A 16,335-nucleotide genomic window follows, 5' to 3' on the forward strand; every position below is an offset into this window, starting at 1 on the left:
GCTCTCATGGGGGGAAACCCCGCCCGCGCCGAACGGGTTGCACGCGGTGCGCCGGCTCAGGGACGCGGGCCGTCGGCGTCCGCGTAGTGCCCGGCCGCCACCTCGTCGGGCAGCGGTTCGAGCTCGACGGTCTCGGACGGCTTGCGGTCCAGGTACTCCGGATTGCATCCCTGGTAGCCGAGCATCCGGGCCCCCGGCCCTCTCGATATCGGCGCGCTTCCGGTGATCGCCGCCTGTTAGCGTCCCCCGGTGTTCTCACTCCTCGAACCCCCTTTCCTCACCCGGCTGCGCGACGCGCGGCGGGTGCTCGTCGCCGGTGCGGGCGGCGGTTTCGACGTGTACGCCGGTCTGCCCCTGGCCCTCGCGCTGCGGGCGGCCGGCAAGGAAGTCCACCTGGCCAACCTGTCGTTCGCGGACCTGTACGGGCTGGCGTCCGACGTGTGGGTGGACCCCGACGTCGCGGCGATACGACCTGAGACCGCTGTCCGCGGCGACTACTTCCCCGAGCGGACGCTCGCCCAGTGGCTCGCCGGGCAGGACCTGCCCGACACGGTGTACGCGTTTCCCCGCACGGGCGTCCGACCGCTCCGGGACGCCTACCGCACCCTCCTGGCGCATCTGGGCGGCGTGGACGCCGTCGTGCTGGTCGACGGCGGCACCGACATCCTGATGCGCGGCGACGAACACGGGCTGGGCACGCCCGAGGAGGACATGGCCAGCCTGGCCGCGGTGGCCGGGCTCGACGAAGTCCCGGTGCGGCTGGCGGCGTGCCTCGGGTTCGGGGTGGACGCCCATCACGGCGTCAACCATTCCCTGGTGCTGGAGAACCTCGCCGCGCTGGACCGCGAGGGCGGCTACCTCGGCGCGTTCTCGCTACCGCGCCACAGCCCCGAGGGCAGGCTCTACCTCGACGCGGTGGAGCACGCCCAGCGGTGCACGCCGGACCACCCGAGCATCGTGCAGGGGTCCGTGGCCGCCGCCGTACGCGGCGACTTCGGGGACGTGCGGTTCACCGAGCGGACCAGGGACAGCGAGTTGTTCATCAATCCGCTCATGGCCCTGTACTTCTGCGTCGACGTGCCCGCCCTCGCCCGGCGCAACCTGTATCTCGACCGGCTGGAGAACACCGCGCTGATGCGCCAGATCAGCTCGGTCATCGCGGAGTTCCGCGACGAGCTCCCGCGGCAGCGGCCACCGCGGGCCTACCCGCACTGACGCGCCCTTGTCTCACATTTCGGTGAAGTCCCCACAGCGCACGCCTGCACTGCATACACTCCTGATCTTCACGCAAGCTCCACACAGGGGGATGTTTCTCCATGCGCATACGCATCGCCGCCACAACTGCCGTCGCGACGGCCGCGCTCGCCGGACTGTCCGCCGTACCGGCCCACGCCACCGAGTACTCGTCCGCGCTGAAGATCAAGGGCGTCCAGTACGACGCCCCCGGCCGCGACTCCAACAACTGTTCCACCGGCAACACCGACGAGGAATACCTGACGATCAAGAACTACTCGTCGAGCGCGACGGTGAATCTCAAGGGCTACGTGGTGCGGGACGCAACCAGCACCAACAGGTTCGTCTTCACCGCGAACCACTATCTGCAGCCCGGTGACTACGTGAAGCTCCGGGGCGGCCACGGCACCGACTCCGACAGCAAGAACGTCGTGTACCGCGACAACTGCAACTTCCTGTGGAACAACGACAAGGACACCATCAAGCTGTACAAGCCCTCGGGCGCCGGCGCCGACCTGCACTCCTACACCAAGAGCGGGTCCGACCCGGACGGAAACGGCTACATCAACTACCACGGCTGAGCCGGCCGCGAGGCATGAGCAGGACCCGCCCCAATGCGGATGGTGGGCGGGTCCTGCTCACCGAGTCATTGTCATGACCGGACGAAGCGCGGGCCACGAGTGAGCGGCGGCCGGGTTGTGCGGATCGCGCACACCCCGTGTGCGGACCCCGCCGGTTTGGCGGCCACCTGCGGCGACGATATTGGTACAAGCACGTACCTCCGCCCACAGATGGACCCATGCCCAGTTCCTCCAGCGCTCGCCCCACGATCCCGCCCTCGGTGTGGTTGGCCCGTGGCCGCCACCTCGGACCCGCCGCGCAGGACGCCCTCCGGCTCAGTCTGCGGCACCTCAAGGACAGCGCGGACATAGACGACTTCGCGGAGTTGCCCGAGACCGAGGGCGCCCGGCAGCAGATCTTCGAGGCCCGGTGGCGGGTCGCCGGGCCAGTGACCGTGCGAGCCCGGCTGACCGTCGAGCACGGCTCCGGCAGCGGTCGGGAGTGGGTGCTCGCCGCGGAGGCGGAAGCCCCGTGGGACCCGCGCTGGCCGTCGCCGGCCGCCATGTTCTGGCCGCAGGAGCCGGACGCGGACTGGGACCACGAGCCGGTCACGGGCCTGCTTCTGAGGGACATCAACCCCCTGCCGCAGGACGACAAGGCCGTACGGCACCTGTTGCGGGACGCCGCGCGCGACGGCTGGACCATCCATGTCGTCGTCCACGAGGCCATGACCCCGGACCAGCGCGGCCGCACTCCCCTGGCCGGGATGCTGCCGCCGAGCCTGCGGCACCGGGTGGTGGAGCACCGGGCCGCACCGAGCCAGCTGCGCGTCGTGAACTGGGCCCTGCGGGACCTCGGCGTCCAGGTGCCGCGCGGCGGTGCCGTGGTGCTGCCCGGGACTCCGGCGCCGTCCGGCTACGACGTGGACGACTTCACCGTACGCAGCGTCTTCCTGGACGGTTCGGAGCCGGCCGAGCTCATCCATGCCGTGACGCGCCTCGCCGCGCTGCCGCGGCCGCTGCCGGACGGCGGCGAGGAGGCCGTCACCGCGCTGCGGGAGGACTGGCAGCTGCTGACGCTGGAGGAGGAGCTCGAACGTGAGCGCGCACTCGTGGCGATGTACGCCGACGCGCTGGAGGCGATGACGAAGTCCCGCGACCTGTACCGGGAGGCCGCCGAGCAGGCGCACACGGCGCTGGCCGCCTACCGGGAGTCCGCCGACGCCGTGCCCGTGCCGCGCCCCCAGTCGTCCGCCACGTCGGCGACGTCCCCGCTCCAGCAGCTGACCCGGACCTTCGAGCGGCTCAAGGGCTCCGCCCGGTCCCGCAGGACCGCCTCCGGCACCGACGGTGCGCGGGAAGGCACGGCCGTCGAGGAGCGGGCCGAGCAGCCGGAGACGTCGGACCGCTAGCCCGGCGACCGAGATACGGGAACCGGCCTGCCCGGTCATGCGCCAAAGGGGCGTACTGCGGCTGCGAAGGGGTCGTACAGGCGTGTACTACGTCTGGCGGGTTCCCTTTCGGCACGTGGATGTACGGTTCGCACGCCCGCGCAGGCAGGTGCGCGAACCGATTGCGCGTCTTCCGTCCTGACGGGTGACGGATTGCTCCTCGTGACGGCCGTCATGCAATGCACACGCCGTAATAGGGAATCCGACCAGCAGTGCGTCTGGTGCGCACCGACGGCACAAGGAGGGTCCGTGGACTCGACCACCACACTGATCGTCGTCGCCGCGGCCCTCGCGGCCGCCCTGCTCGCCGTGGCCGTCGCGCTGCTGGTGCGGCTCGTGCGAACACGGCGCACACTGCGGCGCGCCGGACTGCCGACCGGGCCGCGGTGGGTGTTCTGGGGCGCCCTCGCCTATTTCGTGCTGCCGGCCGATCTGATGCCCGATCCGGTGTATCTGGACGACATCGGCGTGCTCCTGCTGGCGCTGCGTTCCTTGCGCCGTTCTCCCGACACGGAGCGGCCCGGCCCCGTTGATTACGGAAAGTAAGGAAACCAACCACTCGTTCGATTCGTTTAAGTAAGTGGGAAGCAAAGGGCGTCGGCAGACCGAGGGGCGGCGCTGGGTGACCAAGCTCGTTCGGAGCGCACCTGTGAGGGAGAGACGATGCAACCGTTCGCGCTCAACTATGCACGGCCGGCAGCGGAGTTGGAGGTCACCGCTCCGTACGTCTATGACTCCGGGCTGCAGTTGAACGTGCTCCGTGACGGGCGGATAGCCGCCAGTGATCATGCGTTGCTGCGGGAACTGGGGACCACGACATCCACGGCCGGCTCGAAGACTCACTTCGACGACTGAACGCAGGCCGGCGACAAATGACCGTCTTGATTCTGACGAGCGAAGAGGACGTGACCGCGGACATGGTGGTCGTGCACCTCAACGCGTCCGGTGTTCCGGTGGTCCGGCTCGATCCCGCCGATCTGACCGGCGGGGTCGCGCTGTCGGGCGAGTATGTGCACGGTGCCTTCCGCGGCCATCTGTCGGCCGCGGGACGGCTGGTGAGCATCGGCGGGCTGCGGTCCGTCTGGGTGCGCAGGCCGGGGACCGCGGCGTCCCGGGCGGCGGCGCCGTCGGCCTGGCTGGCTCAGGAGGCCGGGCAGGCGCTGTACGGCATGCTGCGCAGCTGTGACGCCCGTTGGATGAACCAGCCCGACGCGGCCGGCCGGGCCCGTTACAAGCCCTGGCAGTTGCGGCTGGCCCAGCGCTGCGGTCTGCCCGTCCCCGCGACGTTGATCACGTCGTTCCCGCAGGCGGCCCGCGAGTTCGCCGAGCGGTATCCGGATCTGGTGGTCAAGCCGGTGTCCGGCGCGCATCCGCAGGACCCGCCCCGGGCGGTGCCGACCAGCAGGGTGGCCCCGGACGCGGACTTCTCCGCCGTCGCGTTCGGTCCCACCCTGCTGCAACGACGCGTCGCCAAACGGGCCGACATCCGTCTCACCGCGGTGGGCGAGACGCTGCTGGCCGCCCGCAGGGAGACCGACGCCGCCGCCGAGGTGGACGTCCGCTTCGACGAGTCCGAGGCGCCGTGGCATCCGGTGGAGACGGCGCCCCGCGTCGCGGAGGCCGTCCGCGCCTATCTGCGGGGCGCGGAACTCGCTTACGGCGCCTTCGACTTCGTCGAGGACACCGACGGGACGTGGTGGTTCCTGGAGTGCAACCAGTCGGGACAGTTCGGGTTCATCGAGGTGGACACGGGCCAGCCGATAGCCCGCACCATCGCCGAGTGGCTCGCCCGGCCGGCCTTCGGGCAGGAGCCGTCCGTCAACGGGGCGAGCGCCAAGAGCCTGTGAGTAAACCCCCGCTCTCCGGGCGGACGGCGGGGGTTTCAGGCTTCCAAGGCCACCTGTGCGGGATCAGCCCTGCGGGGGGCCGGGCGGCAGGGCGCTGCGCTGCCAGGTCGGGGGCGGCGCGGCCTGGCGTACGGGCGCGGGCGCGGTGCCGCCGGACAGCAGCGGCTGCATGGCGAACTCGACTTCCCTGCTGACGCGTTCGGCCTCCCTGCGCACCTGGGTGGGGATGTCGCCGCGCTCCGCGATCAGCCGGTCGTAAATGGGGGAATCCTGGAACACCCGTCAACGCGCCTTTCCTGTCGTGGCCCTGTGTGCATTTTGGGCACGGCTGTGGAGTCTAGGCGCCGACGCACACTGAAGTACGAATTCTGCCAGAGCGCTTGACGGCGGACGAACGGACGGCAGGGCGCCGACGCAGTGCCGTGCGCCGTCCGATCCCCCGGTCAGGAGCCCCTCCCCGGGTCAGGCACCGGTCGTCGAACCGGGCCGCACGATCATCAGGACGGTGACGGTGGCCCACAGGAGGTTGAAGATGCCGGTGAACATGGCGAGTTGCACCGTCGCCGAGTGCTCGACGGGCCGCTGGGAGTCCAACTGGTCGAGGAGTTCCTCCTGACGGGGCAGGACGAAGGCGACCAGGATCCCGGCGGCCGCGGCGGTCAGGGCGATGGACGTGATGAGCCAGCCGCTGCCCAGGACGCCCATCGCCAGGGCGGTGGCCACGCCGAGGACGGGGACCGACACCCCGATGCCGGCGTAGACGCGGCAGATGCGGTGCAGGAGCCGGACGGTGCCCACCGCCACGGCCCCGTCGGCCGCCGGGACGCGGCGCGCCGCCGGTGGGAACATGCTGGCCGCGACGGTGACGGGGCCGACGGCGACGATGGCCGCCAGGACATGAAGAGTGAGCAGGATCTTCGTCATCGGGTGGTGTCGGTCTCCGTGTCGGCGTGGGAATCGGCCCCCGGGCTCGGCTCGCGCGGGGCGGCCTCGCCCACGTTGGGATCTCGCCCACGTTAGGGATCTTCCCGGTGATCGCACAGAGGCTGAAATGACAGCTTCCAACGGCTTCTCGCCAACCACGGTGAGCGGAGCCTCATCGCCTCCTCTCCCACTCACCTGGACTCTGACCTGGGCTTCTGGAGATGGCGGGAATCTGTCTAGGGTGGGCTCATGCACACCGTGGCGATCCTGGTTCTCGACAATGTGGTGCCGTTCGACATGGCGACGCCCTTCCAGATGTTCGGCTGGACGCGGCTGCCGGACGGCCGCCGTCCCTACCGTGTCCGGCTGTGCGCCGAGTCGCCGGAGGTGCCCACGGAGGGCTTCGCCCTGCGGATCGACCGGGGGCTCGACGGGCTGGCGGACGCGGACACGATCGTCGTGCCGGGCTGCGACGGGACGGGGCCGCCCTCCCCTCGCGTGCTGGCGGCCCTGCGGCAGGCGGCGCAGGCCGGCACCCGGATCGCGTCGGTGTGCGTGGGCGCCTTCGCCCTGGCCGAGGCCGGACTGCTGGACGGACTGCGCGCCACCACCCACTGGATGGCCACCGACGAACTGGCCCGGCGCTTCCCCCGCGTCGAGGTCCAGCCGGACGTGCTGTACGTCGACAACGGGCAGATCCTCACCTCCGCCGGAGCCGCCGCCGGACTCGACATGTGCCTGCACATGATCCGGCGGGACCTGGGCTCGGCGGTCGCCGCGCACACCGCGCGGATGGCCGTCGTACCGCTGGAACGGGAGGGCGGGCAGGCGCAGTTCATCGTGCACGAGCACCCGCCGGTGCCGCGCGGCTCGGCGCTCGAACCGCTCCTTGAGTGGATCGAGGACCATCTGGCCCGGGAGATCACGCTGGCGGAGATGGCGCAGAGCGCCGGGATGAGCGAGCGCACCCTCAGCCGCCGCTTCCGTGAGCAGACCGGCACCACCCCGCTGCAGTGGCTGCTGCGGGCGCGCGTGCGCCGGGCCCAGTATCTGCTGGAGAACAGCGACCACCCGATCGAACGGATCGCCCGGCAGGCGGGCTTCGGCTCACCGACGGCGTTCCGCGAGCGCTTCCGCCGGGTGGTCGGCACGACACCGCACGCCTACCGTTCGGCGTTCCAGGGGAAGGCCCCGGTCCGAGCCTAGGAAAGGCCCTGTTCAATATCGGTGGACCGTCCTGCTCGGTCACGGTGGGATAAATCACCCGAGTCCACACGGGCGGTTCGCAGTTGGACAAGGTGTGTCGATCCTCCCCAAGGACGGTGTACACCCATGAACCACTGCAGCCGTTTCCTCTGCGCCCTCTACATCGCCACGAGCGCCGGGCTCGCCTGGACCACGGTCCTCGAAGTCCAGTACGGCCCCGCGTGGGCCGCGTGTCTGTTCGCCGCCGCCAGTCTCGTGCCGCTCATCGCCGTCGTGCGGGAGACCGTGATCGGGGAACAGCGGCGGTGGCTCCTGGAACTGGTCGCACGGGCGGGGCGCGGCAGCGACGCCGCCGAGGCGATCGTCCGGGCGGAACTCGACTCGGCGTGCTGCGAGCGCTGGTGGACCAGCCTCGGCAGCCAGCACGACGTGACCTGTCGGCACGGGATGCCGCGCAGCAGCAGCGCCGCGTGAGCGACGCGGCCCTGCTGTAGGGGCTGCTCCAATTAGAGTGGACGCTTCAGCAACTGACCGTTCCCTCGTGGGCGAGCGCCCTGTACGACCGGAGAGGCACCCCATGACCAATGCGCAGACGACGCGCAAGAAGCGTGCGAACGGGGTGGAGTCACGGCAGCGCATCCTCGACGCCACCGTCGAGATCGCCGGTGAACGCGGCTACGACGGCACGTCCATCGCGGCCGTCAGCGCCAAGTGCGGGTTGCCCGCGAGCTCGATCTACTGGCACTTCAAGGACAAGGACGACCTGATCGCGGCCGTCATCGAGCGCAGCTTCGAGACCTGGCTCACGGCCGTCGAACTGCCCGGCGAGGACGCCGGCACACCCCTGGAGCGGCTGACCGCCATGGCCGCGAACGTGGCGAGGTCGCTCGTCGGCGCGCCTGACTTCCTGCGCCTCGGTCTCATGCTCGCGCTGGAGCGACGGCCCACCGAGCCGCGCGGGCGCACGGTGTTCCTCCAGGTCCGCGCCGTCACCCACCAGAAGATCGCCGACGTGCTCACCGCCCTGTTCCCCGGCCTGGACAACGCCGCCGTGGACACCCTCGCGACCTACACGGTCGCCGGTGCCGACGGGCTGTTCGTGCACCGGGAGGTCACCGGCGACGCCGTCGACCTCGTGGCGCTGTTCGAACTGCACGCACGGCTCGTCCATGACGCGGCGGCCCGGATGGCAACGCGCTGATCCGGCGCCCCGAACGGCTGCGGCGCACGCTGCCGGACAGCTCCTTCCCGCCGGGAACGTCCCGACACTTCGACTCACACCCCTGACCTGCGCGGCCCCCGCCCGCCCTGTGTCGGCGGGTCAGTAGGCGAGGTCCAGCGTGCTCACCCGGTGGGATCGGGGCGCTGGAGAAGCGGCCGCAGGGTCTCGATGACGCTCGGGTCGTCCACCGTGGACGGGATGGGTTCGTCCAGGCCGTCGGCGATTCCGCGCATCGTCTTGCGCAGGATCTTCCCCGAGCGCGTCTTGGGCAGGGCGGCCACGACGGCGACCTCCTTGAGGGAGGCGACGGCACCGATGCGCTCGCGTACGAGGCGGACCAGTTCGGCCTCGACCTCCTTCGGGTCGCGATCGGTGCCCGCCTTCAGGACGACGAAGCCGCGTGGGACCTGCCCCTTGAGGGCGTCCGCGACGCCGATCACGGCGCACTCGGCGACATCTTGGTGCGCGGCCAGGGTCTCTTCCATGCTGCCGGTGGACAGCCGGTGGCCGGCGACGTTGATGACGTCGTCGGTGCGGCCCATGACATACACGTAGCCGTCCTCGTCGATGTGCCCGCTGTCGCCGGTGAGGTAGTAGCCGTCGTAGGCGGAGAGGTAGGAGGCGACGTAGCGGGCGTCGTCGTTCCAGAGGGTGGGCAGCGAACCGGGCGGCAGGGGGAGCTTCACGACGATCGCGCCCTCGACGCCCGGAGGCACGGGCTGCCCGGAGGGGTCGAGGACGCGGACGTCCCAGCCCGGCAGCGGGCGGGTGGGCGAGCCGGGTTTGACGGGGGCGGGCTCGATACCGACCGGGTTGGCGACGATCGGCCAGCCGGTCTCCGTCTGCCACCAGTGGTCGATCACCGGGATGTCCAGGAGGGCACTCGCCCAGTGGTACGTCTCGGGGTCGAGGCGCTCACCGGCGAGGAAGAGGTAGCGCAGGCGGGAAAGGTCGTAGTCCGCGGTGAGGGCGCCCTTGGGATCCTCCTTCCTGATGGCGCGGAAGGCGGTGGGCGCCGTGAACATGGTCTTGACGCCGTACTCGGCGGCCACCCGCCAGAACTGGCCCGCGTCCGGAGTGCCGACCGGCTTGCCCTCGTACAGCACCGTCGTGGCACCGGCCAGCAGCGGACCGTAGACGATGTACGAGTGCCCGACGACCCAGCCGACATCGGACCCGGTGAACATCGTCTCGCCCGGGCCGACGTCGTACACGGCACCCATCGACCAGTGCAGAGCCACGGCACAGCCGCCGCAGTCGCGGACAACTCCCTTGGGCTTTCCGGTCGTTCCGGACGTGTAGAGGATGTAGAGGGGGTCGGTGGCGGCCACGGGAACACACGCGGCCGGTGCCGCGTCGGCGACCAGGTCGGCCCAGTCGAGGTCGTCCGGCCCCAACTCGGCCCGCTCCTGCGGCCGTTGCAGGATGACCCGCTTGTGCGGCTTGTGCCCGGCGAGTTCGATCGCGCGGTCCAGCAGCGGCTTGTACGGGATGACGCGCTTGCCCTCGATGCCGCAGGAGGCGGAGACGACGACCTTGGGGGTGGCGTCGTCGATCCGGACCGCGAGTTCGGGCGGCGCGAACCCGCCGAAGACGACCGAGTGGACGGCGCCGATGCGTGCGCAGGCCAGCATGGCGATGGCGGCCTCGGGGACCATCGGCATGTAGATGACCACCCGGTCGCCGTGCTCCACGCCGAGTCCGGCGAGTGCCCCGGCGAAGGCCGCCACCTCGTCCCTCAGCTGGGTGTAGGTGTAGGTGCGCCGGGCTCCGGTCACCGGGGAGTCGTAGACGAGCGCGGGCTGTTCGCCCCGGCCGGCTTCGACATGCCGGTCCACGGCGTTGTAGCAGACGTTGAGCCGGCCGTCCGGGAACCAGCGGTAGAAGGGCGCGCCCGAGGAGTCCAGGGCACGGGACGGCGCCACCTCCCAGTCGATGCCTTCTGCCGCCCGCAGCCAGAAGCTCTCCGGGTCTTCGAGGCTGGCCCGGAAGACGTCGTCGTACATTCCCATCGCGCTCTCCTTGACCAGAGTCGTGGTGGCTTGCCTGCAACCATGTCACATGTTGATCACATGGCGGGCCAAGCCGTATGCGGCCGCCTTCACCGCCTCGACCGGCGCTGGGTGGCGCGCCGGACACTGACGGCGCCTGTCCGGTCCTTGACGTCGGTCCCGTCGTCCCCGGGCCTTCACCCCTGCGCCTCACCTCGTGTCGCTCGTCCCCGTGCGGTCGGCGACAGCCGCCCGGCCCGTCTCCAGCCGGGCCGCCGGGATGCGGAACGGTGAGCAGGAGACGTAGTCCAGGCCCGCTCGGTGGAAGAAGTGGATGGAGTCGGGGTCGCCGCCGTGCTCACCGCACACGCCGGTCTCCAGGCGGGGGTTGACGGCGTGTCCGGCCTCGACGGCCAGTTCCACGAGCCGTCCGACGCCTTCCTGGTCGATCGAGTCGAACGGCGACTCGGCGAAGACTCCCTTCTCCAGGTAGAGGGGGAAGAAGGACGCCTCGGCGTCGTCGCGGGACAGGCCCCAGGTGGTCTGGGTGAGGTCGTTGGTGCCGAAGGAGAAGAAGTCGGCGGCCTCGGCGATGCGTCCGGCGGTGAGGGCGGCGCGGGGCAGCTCGATCATCGTGCCGATCGGGCAGTCCAGCGCCGTGCCGGTCTCGGCCGCGACCTCGGCGAGGACGCGTTCCGCCTCGGCGCGGGCCAGGCGCAGTTCCTCGACGGCGCCGACGAGCGGGATCATGATCTCGGCGTGCGGTCGGCCGCCGGCGCTCAGACGGGCCGTCACGGCTTCGGCGACGGCCCGCACCTGCATGGCCATCAGGCCGGGCACGGCGAGGCCCAGGCGTACGCCACGCAGGCCGAGCATCGGGTTCTGCTCCTGCATGCGCTCGACGGCATGCAGGAGGTCCCGGTCGTGCGGATCCGGGTGCGCCGCCGAGGCCAGGCGGACTGCGAGTTCCGTGCGGTCGGGCAGGAACTCGTGCAGCGGCGGGTCCAGCAGCCGGATCGTCACCGGCAGTGCGTCCATCGCCCTCAGGATGCCGGTGAAGTCCTCGCGCTGGAGCGGGAGCAGCGCGGCCAGGGCCGCCTGGCGTGTCCTGTCGTCGCGGGCCAGGATCATCGCCTCGACCAGCTCCCTGCGCTCGCCGAGGAACATGTGCTCGGTACGGCACAGGCCGATGCCCTGCGCGCCGAGGGCACGCGCGCGTACGGCGTCCTCGGGGGTGTCGGCGTTGGCCCGCACCTGGAGGCGGCGTACGGAGTCGGCGTACGTGAGCGCGCCCAGGACGGCCTCGGTGACCGGTCCGGTGCTCATGCCGGATTCCAGCGCGCGCCCCACGTCGGACGCCGTGAGCGGAAGTGCGCCGAGATGGACGGTGCCGGCCGTGCCGTCGACGGAGACGGTGTCGCCCTCGTGGACGACGACGCCCGACGCCGTGCCGAACCGGCGGGCGACCGGGTCCACGGTGAGGTCCTCGGCGCCGCACACGCACACCTTGCCCATGCCGCGCGCCACGACGGCCGCGTGACTGGTCTTGCCGCCCCGGCTCGTCAGGACCGCCTGCGCGGCGATCATGCCGGGCAGGTCGTCGGGGGTGGTCTCCCTGCGGACCAGGACCGTGTGCTCGCCGGTCGCGGCGCGCCGTACGGCCTCGGCGGAGTCGAAGACGACGGCGCCGACCGCCGCGCCGGGCGAGGCGGGCACGCCGTGGGCCAACGGCACATCGGTGGGGCGGGTTTCGAAGCGGGGGAACATCAGCCGGGTCAGTTCGGCGCCGTCGACGCGCATCAGGGCCTCGTCGGCGCTGATCGTGCCGTCGGCGCGCAGGTCGTGGGCGATGCGGAAGGCGGCCTCGGCGGTGCGCTTGCCGACGCGGGTCTGCAGGATCCACAGTTTGCCGCGTTCGACGGTGAACTCGACGTCGCACAGGTCGCGGTAGTGGTCCTCCAGGGTGCGCAGGTGAGCGCCGAGTTCGATGTACGTGGATGGGGCGAGGACCTTGAGTTCGCTCAGCGGCAGTGTGTCGCGGACGCCCGCGACGACGTCCTCGCCCTGGGCGTCGGGCAGGTAGTCGCCGTACATGCCGCTCGCGCCGGTGGCGGGGTCCCGGGTGAAGGCGACGCCGGTGCCGGAGTCGGGGCCGAGGTTGCCGAAGACCATCGCCTGGACGTTGACGGCGGTGCCGAGTTCCTCGGGGATGTGTTCGCGGTGGCGGTAGACGCGGGCGCGTTCGCCGTTCCAGGAGTCGAAGACCGCGCGGATGGCGCGGGCCAGCTGGTCGGCCGGGTCCTGCGGGAAATCCTCGCCGGTATCCCTGCGGACGATGTCCTTGAACTCCCCCGTGAGTCCGGCCAGTTCACCGGCGTCGAGCTCGTGGCCGGTGGCGGCCGCGCGCCGCGCCTGGTGGGCGGCGATGGCCTGCTCGAACAGATCGCCGTCGACGCCCAGCACGGTGCGGCCGAACATCTGGATCAGCCTGCGGTAGGAGTCCCAGGCGAACCGCTCCTGCCCGGAGGCCTTGGCGAGCCCGGTGACCGACCGGTCGTTGAGGCCGATGTCGAGGATGGTCTCCATCATGCCGGGCATGGAGTAGCGGGCGCCGGAGCGCACGGAGACCAGCAGGGGGTCGTCGGGTGCGCCGAGGGTGCGGCCCATGACCCGCTCCAGGCCGGCGAGGGCCTGGGCGGCCTCGACGCCGAGTTCGTCCGGTTCCTCGCCCGTGGCCAGGTAGACCTTGCAGGCCTCGGTGGTGACGGTGAAGCCGGGTGGGACGGGCAGGCCGAGCCGGGTCATCTCGGCGAGGCCTGCGCCCTTGCCGCCGAGGAGGGCCGCCATGTCCCGGCTGCCCTCGGCGAATTCGTACACGTACTTGACGGGCGCGCTCATCGGGGCCACGGCCTCTCACTCGTGGGGGACGACGGCAACGGGGCAGCCGACGTGATGGATGGCGGCGTGGGTGACGGGTCCGGTGCGGGGTCCGGTCGGGCGTTCGGTCATCCGACGGCCGACCACGAGCAGGCCGGCCCCGGTGGCGGCGCGGACCAGCACGGACTGGGCGCGGCCTTCGGTCACGGTCTCGGCGACGACGGCCTCGGGGTACTTGTCCCGCCACGGCTGGAGGACCGCGGTGAGGAAGCCGAGCCATTCGTCGGCCTGTGCGGGGCCGTCGACCAGACCGATGTCGCCGGTGCCGAGCCCGATCGGGGACGGCGTCTGCCAGGCGTGCACGACGTGGAGGCGGGCGCCGCGCAGCCGGGCCGCCTCGAAGGCGAACTCGATCACCTCGTCGCAGGGGTCCCCGAGGTCGAGACCCAGGACGACGTCCCGGTAGCCGGTGCGGGTCGACGGGCTGCCGTCGTCGGCCGGAAGGCGCTCGTACGACGCCTCCTCCTCCGCCCGGACGAGGACCACCGGCCTGACGGCCCGGGCCACGACGCCCAGGGCGACCGATCCGACCAGGAACCCGGTGAAGCCGCTGAGGCCGCGCGAGCCGAGGACGAGCAGGTCGGCCTGTTCGGCGGCGTGCAGCAGGGCGGCGGTCGCGGGGCCCTCGATCTGCTCGTCGTGGAGTTTCACGGCGGGGCACGTGCGGCGGATGCGGTGCTCGGCCTGGCGCAGCACACGCCGGGCCAGATACCGCTGGGCGGCCGTCACCGGCTCGCCGGCCCCCTGGCGGGGATGCCAGTTCCAGGCGTGCACCAGGCGCAGCGGCCGATCCCGGCGCACCGCCTCGCGGGCGCCCCACTCGGCGGCGGCGAGACTCTCGGCGGATCCATCGACCCCGACAATGACGGGCGCAACCATGGCGCGCACCTCCTGAGGTCGGCCGGTTCCTTCGATACCAGCCTCCACCCGCGCCTTACCCGCCGGTATGGGCCGCCAGGGCTCCGATACGGGCCCGTTCGGCCCCTGCGTGCGCGGCAGTCGCGCGGCGAAGCCGGACGGGCATGGTCGCGCGACGCGTCGAGAAGGGCGGTAACGGCTCGGGCCGAAGGGACTGCGCCGGGTGTGCCGGTGGGGCATCGCGCGAACCGACAGGGCCTTTCGGGCGTGGCCGGAACGTGGCCCACGCAGCCCACGCGGGGTGCTCCGCCTCCCTTCCCAGGTTCACAGCTTGCGCAGCCAGTCGTCGGCGATGCCGTGCAGGGCCTGGTCGTCGGGGCGGATGTGCGAGTCGTCCAGGCGGTGGGTGAGCTTGTCGACGACCGCGACCACGCCGTCGATCTGCCGGGTCATGGAGACAGCGATCTCCGTCTCGCTCCTGCGCTCCATCTGGCCGGACAGCGTGACCACGCCCTCGGTGACCGAGACGGCGACGCTGCGCGGCGGCAGCCACAGAGCCCGTAGCAGCACCTCATCTACGATCTCGGCGCGGATGTCCGCGTCGGGCCGCAGGAAGACCTGGAGCAGGTCGCGGCGGGTGACGATGCCGACCAGCCGGTGCTCCTCGTCGAGGACGGGCAGCCGCTCGATGTGGTGCCGCGCCATGGTCCGGGCGGCCTCGACGATGGTGTTCTCGGCGTGCACCGTGATGGGGGGCTCGGTCATCAGCCGGCCCGCGGTGCGGGCCCGGGCCTTCGCGGCCCGCTCCCGGCCGGCCCGGGACAGCCGGTCGAAGCGGAAGCGCTTCTTCGGCTCGTACGGGTCGGGTGTCCCGGCCTGCCGGAGCATGAGGTCCGTCTCCGAGACGACGCCGATGACCTTCTCGTCCTCGTCCACGACCGGCAGTCCGCTGATGCGGTGTTCACCGAGAAGCCGGGCCACTTCCTTGAACGTGGTGCCGTACTCGGCGCGGACGACCTCCGTGGTCATCACGGAGCCGACCTTGTTGTGCTTCATGGTTGTCCCTCCTCAGCGCAGTCGGCGCAGATACGGGTCCTGGGGCCTGCGGGGCAGCAGGCGTACGCGCCCGTCGAGCACGGTCACCCGGCCCGGTGTCGCGAGCACGGGGTTGAAGTCGGCCTCGGCCAGCTGCGGCAGGTCGCTCGCCATGCGGGACAGCCGCAGCAGCAGTTGTTCGAGGCCCTGCAGGTCGACCGGCCGGGCGCCGTTCGCGCCGAGCAGGAGCGGGGCGCAGCGCGGGGCCGTGATCAGGTCATGGACGTCATGGTCGGTGAGCGGGGCCAGCCGTGCGGCGTGGTCGGCGAGGACCTCCGTCGCGGTGCCGCCGAGCCCGAACAGAACGAGGGGCCCGAAGACCTCGTCCTGGACGACACCGGCGAACAGCTCGGTGCCGCGGTCGGCGAGCGGCTGGATCACCACGCCCTCCAGCAGGCCGGCGAACCTGGTCTCCAGATCACGGAAGGCGGCCCGGACCTGCTGGTTCCCGCGCAGGTCGAGATGGACGGCGTGCTCGGCGGTCTTGTGCACCAGGCCGGGCCAGTGGCCCTTCATCACCACCCGGCCGTCGGCGCCGCGCAGCCGCTCGGCGGCCAGGACGGCGTCGTTCTCGGTGTCCGCCCAGGCCCAGGCCAGCTGGGGAAGGCCGTAGCAGCCGAGGAGTTCGGCGCATTCGCGCGGGTCGAGCCAGCCACCGTCGGGATGCCGGTCGAGATAGGCCTCGACGAAGGCATGGGCGCGGTCCGTCTCGACGCCGTCCAGGTCGGGAACCGTCCCGGCGGGGCGGGCGAGCCAGGCGGCGCGGCGGGCCGCGTGGGCCAGCGCGCGTGCCGCCGCCTGAGGTTCGGCGTAGGAGGGGACCGTGCCGCCATCGATGGTGGGCAGCAGCTCGACGGGCAGGCCCTGTTCGAGGCGTACCGCGACGACCGGCTTCGGGTGTCGCCTGGGGGTGTGGGTGAGGGCTCGGACCAGGTCGTGGGGGGGGGGGGGGGGGGGCGCCCGGCGGGGGCGCCGGCCCCCGCGCGCCGCCGCGACAACACCCCACACGGA

General features: G+C 71.6%; 17 protein-coding genes. 9 read left to right on the forward strand and 8 right to left on the reverse strand.

The features are described 5' to 3' along the window. Positions 1–56: 56 nt before the first annotated feature. Positions 57–185 (reverse strand): hypothetical protein, encoded by a 129-nt coding sequence (locus ACFWYS_RS15125; RefSeq protein WP_384767712.1) that lies wholly within the window; start codon positions 183–185, stop codon positions 57–59. A gap of 64 nt (positions 186–249) precedes the next feature. Here ACFWYS_RS15125 and ACFWYS_RS15130 point away from each other — a divergent pair, with 64 nt between their 5' ends. The 6 genes from ACFWYS_RS15130 to tgmB all read left to right on the forward strand — a co-directional run bounded on the left by ACFWYS_RS15130 (position 250) and on the right by tgmB (position 5,091). Next, positions 250–1,215 (forward strand): DUF1152 domain-containing protein, encoded by a 966-nt coding sequence (locus ACFWYS_RS15130; protein ID WP_384767715.1) that lies wholly within the window; start codon positions 250–252, stop codon positions 1,213–1,215. Between the two features lie 101 nt (positions 1,216–1,316). Continuing rightward, complete coding sequence (locus ACFWYS_RS15135; RefSeq protein WP_384767718.1) at positions 1,317–1,814, forward strand: lamin tail domain-containing protein; 498 nt, start codon at positions 1,317–1,319, stop codon at positions 1,812–1,814. A 218-nt stretch (positions 1,815–2,032) separates the two neighbouring features. Then, complete coding sequence (locus ACFWYS_RS15140) at positions 2,033–3,205, forward strand: hypothetical protein (RefSeq protein ID WP_384767721.1); 1,173 nt, start codon at positions 2,033–2,035, stop codon at positions 3,203–3,205. 288 nt (positions 3,206–3,493) lie between these two features. Next, on the forward strand, positions 3,494–3,790 hold the full coding sequence (locus ACFWYS_RS15145; protein WP_384767724.1) for a DUF1232 domain-containing protein: 297 nt from the start codon (positions 3,494–3,496) through the stop codon (positions 3,788–3,790). 117 nt (positions 3,791–3,907) lie between these two features. After that, the gene (tgmA, locus tag ACFWYS_RS15150; RefSeq protein ID WP_272122633.1) at positions 3,908–4,099 is read left to right on the forward strand and encodes a putative ATP-grasp-modified RiPP; all 192 of its coding nucleotides are present in this window, start codon (positions 3,908–3,910) and stop codon (positions 4,097–4,099) included. A 17-nt stretch (positions 4,100–4,116) separates the two neighbouring features. Then, positions 4,117–5,091, forward strand: a complete 975-nt coding sequence (gene tgmB, locus ACFWYS_RS15155) for an ATP-grasp ribosomal peptide maturase (protein ID WP_384767728.1) — start codon at positions 4,117–4,119, stop codon at positions 5,089–5,091. 63 nt (positions 5,092–5,154) lie between these two features. On the opposite strand, the gene ACFWYS_RS15160 is transcribed toward tgmB, so the two are convergent. Together ACFWYS_RS15160 and ACFWYS_RS15165 are read right to left on the reverse strand one after the other, a co-directional pair. After that, the gene (locus ACFWYS_RS15160) at positions 5,155–5,370 is read right to left on the reverse strand and encodes a hypothetical protein (RefSeq protein WP_384767731.1); all 216 of its coding nucleotides are present in this window, start codon (positions 5,368–5,370) and stop codon (positions 5,155–5,157) included. Between the two features lie 183 nt (positions 5,371–5,553). Further along, on the reverse strand, positions 5,554–6,015 hold the full coding sequence (locus tag ACFWYS_RS15165; RefSeq protein ID WP_384767734.1) for a DUF2269 family protein: 462 nt from the start codon (positions 6,013–6,015) through the stop codon (positions 5,554–5,556). 249 nt (positions 6,016–6,264) lie between these two features. Between ACFWYS_RS15165 and ACFWYS_RS15170 the strand changes: the two genes are divergently transcribed. The 3 genes from ACFWYS_RS15170 to ACFWYS_RS15180 all read left to right on the forward strand — a co-directional run bounded on the left by ACFWYS_RS15170 (position 6,265) and on the right by ACFWYS_RS15180 (position 8,422). Beyond that, entirely contained in the window at positions 6,265–7,221 is a 957-nt protein-coding gene (locus ACFWYS_RS15170) for a GlxA family transcriptional regulator (RefSeq protein ID WP_384767737.1), read from the forward strand. Positions 7,222–7,347: 126 nt separating this feature from the next. Then, positions 7,348–7,695, forward strand: coding sequence for a hypothetical protein (locus ACFWYS_RS15175; protein ID WP_384767741.1), 348 nt, complete (start codon positions 7,348–7,350; stop codon positions 7,693–7,695). 103 nt (positions 7,696–7,798) lie between these two features. Then, positions 7,799–8,422, forward strand: a complete 624-nt coding sequence (locus tag ACFWYS_RS15180) for a TetR/AcrR family transcriptional regulator (RefSeq protein ID WP_384767744.1) — start codon at positions 7,799–7,801, stop codon at positions 8,420–8,422. A gap of 143 nt (positions 8,423–8,565) precedes the next feature. Here ACFWYS_RS15180 and ACFWYS_RS15185 read toward each other — a convergent pair whose 3' ends face one another. From ACFWYS_RS15185 to ACFWYS_RS15205, 5 genes are all read right to left on the reverse strand, one after another. Then, positions 8,566–10,455: an AMP-binding protein gene (locus tag ACFWYS_RS15185; protein ID WP_384767747.1), complete on the reverse strand. Its 1,890-nt coding sequence runs from the start codon at positions 10,453–10,455 to the stop codon at positions 8,566–8,568. Positions 10,456–10,644: 189 nt separating this feature from the next. After that, a complete protein-coding gene (gene ppdK, locus ACFWYS_RS15190; protein ID WP_384767750.1) occupies positions 10,645–13,332 on the reverse strand; it encodes a pyruvate, phosphate dikinase in 2,688 nt (895 codons plus the stop codon). 15 nt (positions 13,333–13,347) lie between these two features. Beyond that, a complete protein-coding gene (locus ACFWYS_RS15195; RefSeq protein ID WP_384767752.1) occupies positions 13,348–14,250 on the reverse strand; it encodes a universal stress protein in 903 nt (300 codons plus the stop codon). Positions 14,251–14,553: 303 nt separating this feature from the next. After that, positions 14,554–15,285 (reverse strand): CBS domain-containing protein, encoded by a 732-nt coding sequence (locus ACFWYS_RS15200; RefSeq protein ID WP_384767755.1) that lies wholly within the window; start codon positions 15,283–15,285, stop codon positions 14,554–14,556. 12 nt (positions 15,286–15,297) lie between these two features. Further along, on the reverse strand, positions 15,298–16,335 hold a 1,038-nt coding region (locus ACFWYS_RS15205), incomplete at its 5' end, for an acetate--CoA ligase family protein (RefSeq protein WP_384767758.1).

The sequence above is a fragment of the Streptomyces sp. NPDC059010 genome (assembly GCF_042740355.1).
Taxonomy (GTDB): domain Bacteria; phylum Actinomycetota; class Actinomycetes; order Streptomycetales; family Streptomycetaceae; genus Streptomyces.